This window comes from Lysinibacillus composti (genome assembly GCF_016908465.1).
GTDB lineage: Bacteria > Bacillota > Bacilli > Bacillales_A > Planococcaceae > Ureibacillus > Ureibacillus composti_A.
This window is the reverse complement of record NZ_JAFBDY010000012.1, coordinates 1-14703: the sequence shown is the minus strand read 5'-3', so window position 1 is coordinate 14703 and position 14703 is coordinate 1. Positions and strand designations below refer to the sequence as shown.

The 14703-nt window shown below is 34.6% G+C and carries 10 protein-coding genes; 6 read left to right on the top strand and 4 right to left on the bottom strand.

Annotated elements, in window-relative coordinates; translation table 11 throughout:
- Positions 1-77: 77 nt before the first annotated feature.
- The 3 genes from JOD29_RS12770 to JOD29_RS12760 all read left to right on the top strand — a co-directional run bounded on the left by JOD29_RS12770 (position 78) and on the right by JOD29_RS12760 (position 5533).
- Positions 78-3698, top strand: coding sequence for a dynamin family protein (locus JOD29_RS12770; RefSeq protein WP_124764910.1), 3621 nt, complete (start codon positions 78-80; stop codon positions 3696-3698).
- 2 nt (positions 3699-3700) lie between these two features.
- A complete protein-coding gene (locus JOD29_RS12765; protein ID WP_124764908.1) occupies positions 3701-4513 on the top strand; it encodes a sulfurtransferase in 813 nt (270 codons plus the stop codon).
- A gap of 120 nt (positions 4514-4633) precedes the next feature.
- The gene (locus JOD29_RS12760; protein ID WP_124764906.1) at positions 4634-5533 is read left to right on the top strand and encodes a stalk domain-containing protein; all 900 of its coding nucleotides are present in this window, start codon (positions 4634-4636) and stop codon (positions 5531-5533) included.
- Between the two features lie 185 nt (positions 5534-5718).
- Here the strand turns inward: JOD29_RS12760 and prpE are convergent, their stop codons facing one another.
- Positions 5719-6519, bottom strand: coding sequence for a bis(5'-nucleosyl)-tetraphosphatase PrpE (gene prpE, locus JOD29_RS12755; protein ID WP_240033609.1), 801 nt, complete (start codon positions 6517-6519; stop codon positions 5719-5721).
- A 471-nt stretch (positions 6520-6990) separates the two neighbouring features.
- On the opposite strand from prpE, the gene JOD29_RS12750 reads away from it, so the two are divergent.
- Positions 6991-8187, top strand: a complete 1197-nt coding sequence (locus JOD29_RS12750) for an NAD(P)-dependent malic enzyme (protein ID WP_124764902.1) — start codon at positions 6991-6993, stop codon at positions 8185-8187.
- A 77-nt stretch (positions 8188-8264) separates the two neighbouring features.
- Here the strand turns inward: JOD29_RS12750 and pepF are convergent, their stop codons facing one another.
- The 3 genes from pepF to gdhA all read right to left on the bottom strand — a co-directional run bounded on the left by pepF (position 8265) and on the right by gdhA (position 12561).
- Entirely contained in the window at positions 8265-10067 is a 1803-nt protein-coding gene (gene pepF / locus JOD29_RS12745; RefSeq protein WP_124764900.1) for an oligoendopeptidase F, read from the bottom strand.
- A 272-nt stretch (positions 10068-10339) separates the two neighbouring features.
- Positions 10340-10990 carry a YIP1 family protein gene (locus JOD29_RS12740; protein WP_124764898.1) on the bottom strand — a complete coding sequence of 217 codons (651 nt, stop codon included), beginning with the start codon at positions 10988-10990 and terminating at the stop codon, positions 10340-10342.
- Between the two features lie 197 nt (positions 10991-11187).
- Positions 11188-12561: an NADP-specific glutamate dehydrogenase gene (gene gdhA / locus JOD29_RS12735; RefSeq protein ID WP_124764896.1), complete on the bottom strand. Its 1374-nt coding sequence runs from the start codon at positions 12559-12561 to the stop codon at positions 11188-11190.
- A gap of 172 nt (positions 12562-12733) precedes the next feature.
- Between gdhA and JOD29_RS12730 the strand changes: the two genes are divergently transcribed.
- Entirely contained in the window at positions 12734-13198 is a 465-nt protein-coding gene (locus JOD29_RS12730; protein ID WP_124764894.1) for a YaiI/YqxD family protein, read from the top strand.
- A complete protein-coding gene (locus JOD29_RS12725) occupies positions 13198-14529 on the top strand; it encodes a D-serine ammonia-lyase (RefSeq protein WP_124764892.1) in 1332 nt (443 codons plus the stop codon). Before JOD29_RS12730 ends, JOD29_RS12725 begins: the two co-directional genes overlap by 1 nt.
- Positions 14530-14703: the final 174 nt, after the last annotated feature.

Genomic DNA, 14703 nt, shown 5'->3' with positions numbered 1-14703 from the left:
TTTAATAGCCGATTTTGTATTCAAACCATGATATTATATATAAATATGACGAAAATAAGGCAAAGGGGCATTTGTGAATGAGTACTTTTGAAGACAAATTACAACAGCTACTTCAGCGATCGGCTGTTCAATACATAATTTATAGAAATAATGAAGATACAGAGCGTATGGAGAAGTTAAATCTTTTTGCACGAAAACTATTGCAAAAGGAATACGTCATCGGGTTTGCTGGGCATTTCTCTGCTGGGAAATCAAGTATGATTAATGCACTATCAGGAGAAGACATTTTAGCTGCAAGTCCAATACCAACAAGTGCAAACATAGTAAAAGTTCATAAATCAGAAGAAGATTTTGCAATTGTTTACATGCATCACGACAAACCAGTAAAGTTTGAAGCTGGGTACGATTTTAAAACAGTAAAAGAACTAAGTAAAAATGGCGATCTAGTATCTCAGATTGAAATTGGTCACTCTGGCTCAGCACTACCTCTTGGTGTGACAGTAATGGATACACCAGGTGTCGATTCAACGGATGATGCGCATGCAATGTCTACAGAGTCAGCGCTGCATATTGCAGATGTTGTATTTTATACAATGGATTATAATCACGTCCAATCTGAATTGAATTTCCAATTCACAAAACAATTAATGAAGTATAATCCAAACGTTTACTTAATTGTAAACCAAATTGATAAGCATAAAGAGCAAGAACTCTCTTTTGAAGACTTTAAACAATCTGTACAGCAATCATTTGCTGCATGGGGAGTAGAACCAAAAGGCATATTCTTTACATCATTACGTCAATTTGACCACCCACATAATGATTTCAGTCATGTAAAGAAAATCGTGATGGATTCTATGAACAATTGGCAAGAACAGCTTGTTTTAACTGCAGAAAGTACACTGGAAAAGTTACAAAGTGAACATATCGCCTTTTTAGAGGAAGAAAAATTACAACGAAAAACAGATTTTGAGGACTTAATCTCTGAAGAAGATTGGGAAAATAGAGAAGACATTTTAGATCAATATGAAAAACTGAAATTACAAACAGAATTGTTTTCAATTGATACATGGAATGAAACCTTTAAAGAAAAGCGGAACGAGCTACTTTCAAATGCAGCCATTATCCCTGCTGATTTCCGTGAAAAATTACGGGCTTATTTAGAAAGTAAACAGCCTGGCTTTAAAGTAGGGGGACTTTTCACTGCTAAAAAGAAAACTGAGGAAGAAAAAAATCGCCGTATCCAAGATGTATATGATCAATATCAAGTAGTTGTAAAATCTCAAATTATTGGTCACATCAAGCAATTGATGAAGCAATCATTAAAGGACGTTGGTGCTCTATCGGATGAGCTTGCTAATTCAATTGATCAAATACAATATGATGTACCATTCTCATTAATTGAGAACCAAGTACAAAAAGATGCACTTGTCACAGGAGATGCAGTTTTAAACTTTGCAAATCGTGTGGCAGAAGCAACGAAACGCTATTTTGTACAAGAGACAGAAGTTTGGAGAGAAGAGCAAAAATTGGTATTAAATGCAGTTGCTGAAAACATATCTGCACCTGTGCAATTAAAATTAAAAGCAATTGAAAATAAAGTAAAAGCAATTCATCAAATTTTAGAGATGGATGAACGAAAAGAGTTTTCTGAAAAACAATTAATAAAAGCTTCGAAGGAAACAAGAGATGGTGCAAAACAGCAATCTCATGTTTGGGAAAAAGGATTTGAGGAAGCGCTAAATGATATTCGTCCATTCGATCCAGCCATGTTAGCACCAAAAAAAGAAAAAATACAAGAAGTGCAAAATTTACAAAATGAAGTGTCAGAGTTAGCAGGTAAAGGTGAAGAAGTGGTACAAGCTGCTATTCGTACGGCCAACTTAGTTAAAAATGTTGATGGATTCCAAGAAGTAGCAACATATTTAATGAAAAAAGTTGAACGCTTACAGCAAAAAGATTTCACTATTGCTTTATTTGGTGCTTTCAGTGCAGGGAAATCTAGTTTCTCTAATGCGTTAATGGGGTCAAAAGTATTACCTGTTTCACCGAACCCAACAACTGCTGCTATTAACAAAATACGACCTGTAACACCAGAGCACCCGCATGAAACTGCTGATGTTCAATTAAAAACAGCGGAACAATTACTAGAAGATATTAAAAATTCATATGAAGCAATTGGTTTATCGATTTCTTCATTAGACGAAGCACTTAACCGTGCAGAAGAAGGATTACAAGTACAATTAAAAGATGAGCGACTTAATGTTCACAAATCATTTATTCGAGCTTATTCCCAAGGCTATCCAATATACAAGTCACAACTTGGCCAAACCATTCGTGTGGACCGTGATGAATTCGAACTCTTCGTTGCGCAAGAAAATCGTTCATGTTTTGTAGATAATATTGATTTCTATTATGATTCTCCTTTAACTCGAATGGGTGTTACGCTTGTTGATACACCAGGAGCAGATTCAATTAATGCAAGACATACAGGTGTTGCCTTTGACTATATTCGAAATGCGGATGCAATTCTATTTATTACGTACTATAATCACGCTTTTGCAAAAGCAGACCGCGAATTTTTAATTCAATTAGGTCGTGTTAAAGATGCATTTGAGCTAGATAAAATGTTCTTCGTCGTTAATGCAATTGACCTAGCATCAACTAAAGAAGAAGAAGAAGATGTTAAAGACTATGTACGCAATGAGCTTCAACGTTTCGGTATTCGATTCCCGAAATTATATGGGGTATCAAGTTTAAATGCTCTACACGAAAAGGTAGAACAGAAGGATCTACAATCTGGAATGGCTCCATTCGAACAGGCATTCCACCAATTCTTAAACGAGGATTTAGCAAATATAGCTATTCAAGCATTGCATGAAGAAGTCGAAAAGACTCATCAACGACTACATGGCTTAATTAAACAAACTGAGCAAAACCTATTGCGTAAAGATGAACGATTAGCAGAGTTGAAAGAATTAGAACAATATATCCGTAAAACGTATAGTACGACGTCTACGAATATGGTAGAAAGTGATGTAAAACAAGAATTAGATGAATTACTGTACTACGTTATGCAACGAGTTTACTATCGTTATCCTGATTTCTTTAGAGAAAGTTATAATCCGTCTACATTTGCTGCGATGCCAGCACAAACTGCACTAGATGTTGCATTAAAGGAAACATTAAGTGCTTTACGATTTGACTTTGCTCAAGAGCTTCGAGTAACTAATTTCCGACTAGCTCAATTTGTCCAAAAGAAAATGCAAGATCGCTATAAAGATGATGTTCGTTCATTAAAAGAATTAAATACAAGCTTCTCATTTTTAGCATTTGAGTCAGATGAACCAGATTTATTAGATTTTAAAGGACCATTCGAAAACATAGCTAAATATAGTTCTGTTAAATCATATTTCAAAAATGCAAAAGCATTCTTTGAAAAGAATGAAAAAGAGAAGTTGAAAGAAGCATTAGAGGAATTAACAAAACCTGATGCACAAAGCTATGTAGAAAATGAGAAATCTAATATTTACACATGGGCAATTAAATTCATTGAAGACGAAGCGGAAAAGTTAAGAGAGTTTATTCAACATCAAGCGATACAACAAATCGAAACAGAACGTCTATTATTACAAGAAGAAAGTAGACTTGCTACTTGGAAGGAAATCTTCCATGAATTACAAAAAACGGGGGTATAACTTTGGGGAAAGTTTTTGTAAAAGCAACTGAGATTCAAGAGAAGAATGCACGTTTTATCGATACTCGATTTAACTTACAAGATCAACAATGGGGACAACAAAGTTATAATGAATCGCATATAGAAGGTGCAGTTTATTGGCACTTAGAACGTGACTTATCAGATATGTCGAAATCAGAAGGCCGTCATCCAATGCCATCTAAAAAGCAACTTCAAAATTTAGTTGAAGAAGCAGGACTTACACCGAATGAACCTGTCTATGTTTATGATCAAGGTGGTGCTCCTTTTGCTCCAAGAGCTTGGTGGATGCTGAAGTATGCCGGATTTTCAAAAGTCTTTGTAGTGAATGGCGGTTTTGAAGCGTTACGGGCAGCTGGATTTAAATTGACAGATGCAATTTCATCCTTTAATCGTTCTTCTGTAACGCTAAAATGGGATGAATCCATTTATGCGAACCGACAAGATGTGAAATCGATAGTTGAAAAGAAGGAACAAGCGACTTTACTCGATGCACGTTCAGCAGTCCGTTATCGTGGCGAGAATGAGCCAATTGACGTTAAAGCAGGACATATACCTACAGCTAAAAACTTCGATTGGGAACAGTTAAAAGAAGGAACACACATAGCAGCTAATGAAAAGCTTCTACAAAAAGTAGGAAAAGATGAAGAGGTAGTTGTTTATTGTGGTTCTGGAGTAACAGCGTCACCATTATATGCAGTACTAGCTGATGAAGGATATGAAAATATTCGACTTTATATCGGAAGTTTTAGTGATTGGATTACAGAATACGACATTGAAACTGGTGAAAACGAATAATAATACTAATGCCTCCAAGGACTTGGAGGCATTTTTATATTCAAATCTTTCCATAAATGTGTAACCTTTTCAAATGTGGGTCGACTAATTGTACGAAGTAATTGAAAAGGAGAGAGAAAAATGAAAAAAGCGTATTCAGCAATATTGGCTACAACATTGATTTGTGGCAGTGTGTTTACAGCGACAAGCGCACAGGCTTCAACGGTAAATACTCAGTCAGTCCAAACTGAAAAAGAAACTGAAACTAACTTCTTACAACTTGTAGGAACTGTTTCCAAAATTACTAAGAATGAAAATGGGACTTTTTTAGCTGAATTTAGTAAAGGGAATGAAACACATAGCTTTACATTCGATGAAAAAACGATCATGCTTGACAACAGTGGGAAAGAGATTGAATTAAAAGAAGGTATGCAATTTACGGCCTATGTAGATTCAAATAAACCAATGATTTTAATTTATCCTCCACAATATGCACCAGAAATGGTCATAGTCCAAACAGAAGAAACTGGTACTGTTAAAGTAGATAAATTTGACAAAGATTTTCTTAACAAAAAAAAGGATTTAATCATAACAGTAAATGATGAAACAATTATTTCTAATTTATCAGGTAAGAAATTATTGGCTAGTGATTTGGTGAATAAAGAGGTTGTCATTTTCTATGATGTAGTGTTAGAAAGCTATCCAGCACAAACTTCACCGAGCAAAATAATAGTTTTAGAATCAGAACTTTCAGATCTCGATCAAGCTATTAAAATCGCAAATGAAGACTACTATGTAAAAAATGGTGTGAAAATGATTCCTCTTCGTTTAGTTGCTCAGAAGCTCGGATTTAAAGTCGAGTCAACAGGGAAGGGTGCCATTATTTCGAAAGGGGCGGTTTCCTTCACCGTTACTCGTGGATCTTTAGACTATGGCTACAATAAATCAATCCGAAAATTCGAAAATGCTCCTGCATTGTTAGAACCAAATAAAACATACGTGTCTGAAGAATTCTTACCATTACTAATTGATCATTACTAATATACTGGGCTACCAACCTTAAGTAAGCTTTCGGAATGTGGAAATTTCGCATTTTGGAAGCTTTTTTACTAAATTAAATTGCTGTTTCGCTGTTGGGATAATTTTATTCACAAATTAGACTGTGCTGTTTACTACTCAATATTTTTTGCATCTTTAAACTATATGATTTCTAATGAAGATGTTTATTATTTCGACAAAATCGGGTTATGCGGGGAGTTCGAGTAATCCTTGTTCGCTTTTACAAACACAAATTCTCCTTCTGGATAGCGGTAAGCAGTCAATTTACCACCAAACACAGCACCTTGGTCAATATTTATTGATTGATTAACTATTAAAGGCTCTGGTTTTGGATCATGCCCCCAAATTATTAATAAATCCCCCTGGCGATTTTGAAACCAATCTTTACGAATTGGTTTTCCGTTTTCATCAACACCGGAAACATCTCCATAGCGACAAAAGTTTTTAATGCCAGAAGACTCTCTCCCGATGAAATCATCCTTAATACCTGCATGGGTACAAACAGCCACCTGTTTCCCATCATTTACGATAACGTAGTGTGATGGCGCGTTTAAAAGTAGGTGTTTTAATTTCTTCTTTAATCGATTCGTTCTGTCGCTTCCATTCTGTTTTTCATATTCAATAAATTCCTCTTCTACTTTTTCATCGCCATGCTTTAGTATCACTTTTCTCCCATCAAGCCAGCGTGCGATTTTCCAACCATGATTACTATCAGTCATATAAGCTAATTTTTGTTCAACGTGTTGTTGAAAGAAGATCATTGTTTTTAAAGACTCTGGTCCTCTACTCATGACATCACCAACAGACATAAATTTTCTTCCTTCCGGATGAACGTAAAGGCCATCTTTGTTTTGAACATATCCAAGTAAGTTCAGTAAAGTGATAAATTCATCAAAACAAGCATGAATATCACCAATGAAATCGATTCCTTTTTTTAGTTCAATATAAAATTGAGGTTTTAAATCCACATATATTCCCCTTCCATAGAGAAAATCTTCTTTATAATATGGACAAAAAATGTAAAATTCAAAACAACATTTTAGTAAATCAGAAGGGGATATAAAAAATTAAATCAATTAATTATGAACATTTTGTGACAAACTGAATCGTAATTCATCTGAAAAACAAAAAAAGTTTGTGAATATTTTCATATATAGAATAAGAAAGTAAAACGTGTATTTATTCACATATTCTTAGTACTTATACAAGGGTTCATAAAATGGAAGCGTTTCCCTGTGTTTTTTTTGATATAATAATTTTTTTGTACAATTCTGCGGTTGTTATTTTGTGAAAAATCACACAATAGATGAATTTATTGTTTAAACGAAGAAATACTAAAATATAAACGTAAATTTTACGCAAATTGAATTGACTTTAAGTTAATAAAGAAATATCATACAAAACTATAGAAAACTATTGTTGTTGAAAGGGTGGCGCGTGTGGACTTGAATAAAAAATCATTAGAAATGCATAAACAAAATAATGGGAAAATGGAGATAAGCCCGAAAGTTCCAATTGATAATACGCACGATTTAAGTTTGGCATATTCTCCTGGTGTTGCAGCCCCTTGTGTTGAAATAGCAAAAGATCCAACCAAAGTTTATGACTATACAATCAAAGGAAATTTAGTTGGGGTCGTAACAGACGGTACAGCAGTATTAGGTTTAGGGGATATCGGTCCAGAAGCAGCACTACCTGTAATGGAAGGAAAGGCATTACTACTCAAAAAGTTTAGTAATGTAGATGCAGTTCCAATCTGCTTAGATACGAAAGATGTGGATGAAATTGTGCGTATTGTTAAAGCGATTTCTCCTACTTTTGGTGCCATTAATTTAGAGGATATTTCAGCACCAAGATGTTTCGAAATTGAATCGAGATTACGTGAAGAAGCTAATATTCCTGTATTTCACGATGACCAACACGGAACTGCAATTGTAGTAGCAGCGGGGTTAATAAATGCACTAAAAATCGTAAAAAAAGAACAAGGAAATTTAAAAATTGTGATTAATGGTGCAGGAGCAGCTGGTATTGCTATTTTGCGTTTATTATTACAACTTGGGTATAAGAATATGATTATGTGTGATTCAACTGGCATTATTTATGAAGGTCGAGAAAATGGCATGAACCCAATGAAAGACAAGATAGCAAAACATACAAATCCACAGAATTTACGTGGAAGTCTTGATGAGGCGTTAGTTGGTGCAGATGTATTTATCGGAGTTTCAGTAGCAAATTTATTAACTGAAGAGCATATTAAATCGATGAATGCTGATCCAATTGTATTTGCAATGGCAAATCCAAATCCTGAAATTACTTATGAAAATGCGCTAGCATGGGGTGTACGAATCATGGGGACAGGCCGTTCAGATTATCCAAACCAAGTTAATAATATGCTTGCATTTCCTGGTATTTTTAGAGGTGCATTAGATGTAAGAGCAACTGATATTAATGAAGAAATGAAAATTGCTGCAGTGAGAGCCATTGCATCATTAGTATCAGATGAGGAATTAAGCGAAGATTTTATTATCCCTAAATCATTGGATGAACGTGTAGCGAATGTTGTGGCTAAAGCAGTAGGTGACGCTGCCATTAATACTGGTGTTTCTACTCTATATCAGCAACAATTAAACAAATAGAATAAACTATAAATATTTATAAATAAATAGGGATCTTGAAGGCGTGGCACATGACCGACCTTCAAGATGCCTCCTAATTATTTTTCAATCTCTTCTGTTAATCGTTCTAGTTGATCAATTAACAATCCAATGTAAGTGATTGTATCACGTAATGGCTTCTCTGTTGTTATATCAACACCAGCCATCTTGGCAAGTTCAACAGGTGATTTTGTACCACCTGCATTTAATACTTGTAGCCAATCCTGAACAGCGACATCACCTTCATGAAGGATTCTTTGAGAAACTTGTGTTGCAATTGTTAGACCTGCTGAATAAGTATACGGATATAATCCCATATAGTAATGAGGCTGACGCATCCAAGTTAGTTCTGCACCTTCGTTAATTTCGACAACATCACCCCAGAAGTCCTCTAATACTTTTCTTTTAATATTATTAAGAATACTAGCACTCACACTACCACCTTCATCTATAAGCTCATAGACTTTACGTTGATATGCTGCTTCTAGTAAATGGGTAACAAAATTATGATAATATGTGCGAGAGATAATGGTTGAGATAACCCAACGTTTAAAACGTGCATCGCTAGAATTAGCTAATAAGTAATTCGCCATTAACATTTCATTCATCGTTGATGGAGCTTCAATAAAATATAGAGAAGGTTCAGCATTAAATATATTTTGTTTCGCATTAGCTAAATAAAAATGACCAGCATGTCCTAACTCGTGTGCTAACACAAATACCTCATTCATACGACTAGTCCATGAGATTAAAACATACGGGTGTGCTCCATAGGGCGCGGCACAAAATGCACCAGTAGATTTCCCTTTATTTTGTGCAAAGTCAATCCATCGTTCATCAAATGCTAAATCTAACATTCTGCGATAATCCTCACCCATAATGGATAATCCGTCTTTCATATATTTGCGAGATTCTTCAATCGTAATTTTAGGTTCATAGGATGGGTCTAATGAAATTTTTAAATCAGCAAAAGTCATCTGATCAAGGCCATGGACTTTTTGTAAAAGTTTCGCATAACGTTGCATATGTGGAGCTAATTCTGTAGTAATCAAATCAATCTGACGGTTATATAGATTTCGGTCAACATCTTGTTTAAACAATAGGAAATCGAAAACTGACTCATATCCTCTTAAATCTGCCTCTGTTTTTTCGATTTTTAAATGAGTATCATAGGTTTTTGCAGTTGTATGTTGATATTCTCGTAATTTTTTCGAAAACGCATCAAACGCAGCGCGGCGAATAGAAGTATTATTTTCAACTTCCCAATCTCCCTCGAATAAGTTGTAACTTAAAGGATAACTTTTATCTTCTGCATCGAAATTTGGAAACTCTAGATCAACTAATTTTGTAGTGTTATATAATTCGTATGGTGCTTCGAAAGTGGTACCAAAAGCAGCAAGAGCTTTTTCAGCTTCAGGATGTAGTTGGTATGGTTTTTGACGAATTAATTTATTAATGAATATTGTGTACTGAGGGGCTTGCTCTTTTGCTTTTATCAAAACAGTTTCATTAAGCTCTATACATTCACTTTTAATAAATGAAAGCTGAGCGTTAATTTTTGAGTAAGTTTGACCTACTTTTGAAGCGCGCATTTGTGCTACTTCATCTGTTTGATCTACGCTTAATGCAAGACTACTGTAGTTTCCTATAGGATCTAATTTATTAAGTAATTGTTCATAAGCCTGTAAAACTTTGATCACTTGTGATGCGTTTTTAATAGTTCCTTTATATGATTGTTCAATAGTAGTTGCATCGTGAATAGCATTGTTTAATGCTTCTTCAAACGCAATGTCTGATGGAAAGAGATGCGTCAAATCCCAAGTTTCTTTAATGTTTACTTCACTACGTACAACATTTGTCATAGGTATTCCTCCTTTTATTACAATATGTTAAATCAATTGCGACTTCGCGTAATTGCGTCCGGATTTTGTATTTTAGAAGCAGAATTAATTCATCTTAAAATCCGACTTAATGAAGATAAATTGTACCATATTTTTGAAATTTAGAATAGTTGGACAATATTGAACACTTTTTAATAAATGAAATCAAAAAGCCCTGCCAGCTTCGTTTTAATCGGAATGACAAAGAAATAGCAGGACCTTTTATAAAACAACTTCGAGTTAGATGGGAATAGTTAGGCAAATGAAACCCCCATGATAATAATAATTAAAATAAACATAAATATGATAATGAACATTAAAATAGATAATAGGATAGTAGGGAGTAAAATGGCGAGGATTGCTTTCCAGTAAGAAATGTTATGTGTTACAGCAACTGCAATAACGGATAGAACAAAAGACCAAATAAATACAATAAAGGTAAGGAATAGTACAAAAAGAGGGAAGGCGATTGAATCAGCAAAATCAGGATAAAACAAGCTTTTTGAATCAACAATCATCCATATTAAATAAAAGGGGATTAATATTACGTATGGGATATAGACAAGAGAAAGGGCTTTAAAAAGATCGGTAAAGGTTGCAATTCCATTAAAAAGCCTACCAAATAACATAAAAATAAAGGTGTAAATTGTGTTTGTAAGAATTCCAACAATAGGAGAAAGTATGAGAAGTAAAGCAATTATTCCCCATATAGGGATATGTGGGTATAGTTCACTGTCAATTAAACTAGTACATATGCTACCAATCGTACAAATACTTAATAATAAAATTACATAAGATATACTCTTGTGTTTAATCACATAACTAATTGTTTTTTTAGGCTGTGTCCAAATGCTTAAAAGGGGATTCAGTTTTTCATCATATACTGGATGTTCCAGCTTATTCATGTCATCACCTCATGGTAATTTATGAAGCATGTTTGGGCGTAAGACATTTATAATAAAAAATATGATAAGTTACCTAGAAACAAACAACGGAACTTCAACAAGTAAATGTGCTACAAAAAAAGAAGTACATTTCACCTAAGCATCCCCCTTTAAGATGCTATAGGTAAAATGTACTTCAACTTAATACAAACTATATATTAATATACACCCTCAGTTAGTAAACCATTTGCTACTTTAACAAAACCAGCAATATTAGCTCCCACAACTAAATTGCCTGCGTAACCGTACTTTTCAGCTGCTTCTTTACTTTCAGAATAAATTGATTTCATAATGTTACGTAATTTTCCATCTACTTCATCAAATGTCCAAGAAATACGGCTAGAATTTTGTGCCATCTCTAGGGCAGATACAGCCACACCGCCTGCATTAGCTGCTTTTGCTGGGCCAAATAAAATACCATTATTTAAGAATTCATTAATTGCTTCTAAATCTGATGGCATGTTTGCACCTTCAGCTACTACTTTAACACCGTTAGAAATTAATGTGCGAGCAGAATCTCCATTAATTTCATTTTGTGTTGCACAAGGAAGGGCAATATCACATGGAATTGACCAAACACCAGTGCATCCCTCAGTATAGACTGCATTCGGACGATAGTTTACATAAGTTGAGATACGATCGCCTTTAACTTCTTTGATTTCTTTTAGGACTTCTAAATCAATACCTGTTGGATCGTAAATATAGCCAGATGAATCTGAACATGTAACTACTTTAGCGCCAAATTGTTGAGCTTTTTCAATCGCATAGATTGCAACATTACCTGAACCAGAAACAGCAACGATTTTATCTTCGAAAGTTTCGTTTGCATCTAGTAGCATTTGCTCAACGAAATATACTAAACCGTATCCAGTAGCTTCTTTACGAGCTAATGAACCGCCATATCCTGGTTGTTTACCTGTAAGCACGCCAGCTTCATAAGCACCACGAATTCGTTTATATTGACCCCATAAATAGCCAATTTCTCGTCCACCTACACCAATATCTCCTGCAGGAACATCGACATCTGGACCAATATGACGGTATAATTCAGTCATGAAGGCTTGGCAGAAACGCATAATTTCAGAATCAGATTTACCTTTTGGATTGAAATCTGAACCACCTTTACCGCCACCAATAGGTTGACCAGTTAAAGAATTTTTAAAGATTTGTTCAAATGCTAAAAATTTCATAATTGATTCATTAACAGTTGGGTGGAAGCGAAGTCCCCCTTTGTATGGTCCAACTACATTGTTAAATTGAACACGGTAACCACGGTTTACATGAACTTGATTTTGATCGTCTTGCCATGTTACACGGAATGAAATGATGCGATCTGGCTCGACAATGCGTGAAAGAATGTTGTGCTCAATATATTCAGGATGTTGTTCAAACACTGGTACAAGTGAAATAAAGATCTCTTCTGCGGCTTGTAAGAATTCAACTTGATGTGAATTTTTTTGTTTTAATTGTTCAAATACTGAGTCAACGTACTGCTGTGCTGCTGATTTTTTGCTTAATACTTCTAACGTCATTGTGTAACCCTCCAAATGTTTTGTTGCTTTTATGTTATTAAGATTTTTCTAACTATTCAATCTTGTTTTTAGATGATAATAATACCGCAATTAGATATAATGAAATTATTACTATATTAAAAAAACATTTAACCTGTTTTTCACTAATAAATTGATTGGATGGTGAAGACTTATTTTACAATTACTTATCGATGCAGATGCATGTCCTGTTATAGATTTGGCGCTATCTATTTCATCACAATATGAGATTAATACAATCTTATTCTGCGATACATCACATCGGATTGAGAGAGAAAATGCAATAACAATTATGGTGCCGAAAGGTCCTGATTCCGTTGATTTTAAGCTAGTGAATACGGTTTCAAAGTTTGACATCGTCATTACACAAGATTATGGGTTAGCTGCAATGTGTTTAGCAAAAGGGGCTTATGTAATCGATCAAAATGGAAGGGAAATGACATCAGGCAACATTGATCAGTTGCTCACATTTCGTTATGAAAGTGCAAAATTCAGACGCGCTGGTGGAAGAACAAAAGGTCCAAAAAAGCGCACGGAGGAAAATAATATTTTGTTCGAAAAAAATTTTCGAACACTTTGTGAACGTGCAATAATTGCAAAAAAGGAGGCAAAAAGCTGATGGAAAATGTAAATATATATAAATTGGTTAAAAATTTCCCTTTACTTGGTGATGTGAGGAAAGGGGAACCAGTATTATGGATTAATCCGAATAAACAAAATCAACTATTGAATAACGGTGAGTTTACTTTTGATATGGTAGAAGATGCGGCTACAAGACTTCAACGATTTTCTTCTTATATAAAAGTGGCATTTCCTCAAACATCTCAACAGGAAGGAATTATCGAATCGCCGATTAAAGAAATTGTTTCTATGCAGAAGCAAATTGAAGCAAAGTATGAAATTGAATTACCTGGAAAGCTTTTATTAAAATGTGACCATTCACTTCCAATCTCAGGATCCATTAAGGCGCGAGGTGGAATTTATGAGGTATTAAAGTATGCTGAAAACTTAGCAATACAACATGGTTATCTTTCAATTCATGATGATTATGCAAAATTACAGGATCCATTTTTTAAAGAATTTTTTAGTCAATTTAAAATTGCAGTTGGTTCAACGGGTAACTTAGGGCTAAGTATAGGTATTATGGGAGCAAAATTAGGTTTTCAAGTTACCGTACATATGTCACATGATGCTAAAACTTGGAAAAAGCAAATGTTACGTAGTAAGGGAGTCCATGTAATTGAATATGAATCAGATTACAGCCTCGCGGTAGAAGAAGGTAGAAAGCAAGCGGAGTTAGATCCAACATGTCATTTTATTGATGACGAGAATTCAGTTGACTTATTTTCTGGGTACGCTGTTTCAGCATTAAGACTTCAAAAACAACTACAAGAAGTAAATATTCAGGTGGATGAAAACCATCCATTGTTTGTATATTTACCGTGTGGTGTCGGTGGTGGACCTGGTGGTGTTGCATATGGATTAAAAGCAATTTATGGAGAGCATGTACACATTTTCTTTGGTGAACCATTGCAATCGCCTTGTATGTTAATAGGAATGATGACAGGATTACACGACCAAATTGCAGTATCAGATATCGGATTAACAAATGTAACTGAAGCAGATGGGCTTGCCGTAGGACGTGCTTCAAAATTCGTAGGAAAGATGATGGACCCAATCATTAGTGGCTGTTATACAGTAGATGATGATTTCTTATTCGATAGTTTAATAGGGATGTACGAACAAGAGAATATCTTCATGGAGCCATCAGCACACGCAGGTGTTTTTGGACCTATTCAATTGGTAAAAGAGGGTAAAGACTATTTAGAAGCAACTTATCTTGTTGAAAAAATGACTAAGTCTACACACATCGTTTGGTCAACAGGGGGAGACATGGTCCCAACTGAACAACGTCAAGAATATTTGCAAAAAAGAAATAGAAACAAATAATGATATTATGTAAACTAAAAGGATTCGTTACTTAGAAGTGATTCCATTAAAAAATGCTCTTCATAATATAGAAGAGCATTTCAGACTGTAGACAAACTCGAAATTTCGAGTTTGCCTACAGTCTTTTTTCTTTTAAAATAAAAGTAATAGTTTTTGAAATAGAGTTAGTTGATC

Bases quoted from the DNA above. Each gene is read 5' to 3' on its own strand.
- JOD29_RS12740 (WP_124764898.1), bottom strand. From the start codon at position 10,990: ATGAATAAGCTGGAACATCCAGTATATGATGAAAAACTGAATCCCCTT.
- JOD29_RS12770 (WP_124764910.1), top strand. From the start codon at position 78: ATGAGTACTTTTGAAGACAAATTACAACAGCTACTTCAGCGATCGGCT.
- gdhA (WP_124764896.1), bottom strand. From the start codon at position 12,561: ATGACGTTAGAAGTATTAAGCAAAAAATCAGCAGCACAGCAGTACGTT.
- JOD29_RS12760 (WP_124764906.1), top strand. From the start codon at position 4,634: ATGAAAAAAGCGTATTCAGCAATATTGGCTACAACATTGATTTGTGGC.
- JOD29_RS12725 (WP_124764892.1), top strand. From the start codon at position 13,198: ATGGAAAATGTAAATATATATAAATTGGTTAAAAATTTCCCTTTACTT.
- pepF (WP_124764900.1), bottom strand. From the start codon at position 10,067: ATGACAAATGTTGTACGTAGTGAAGTAAACATTAAAGAAACTTGGGAT.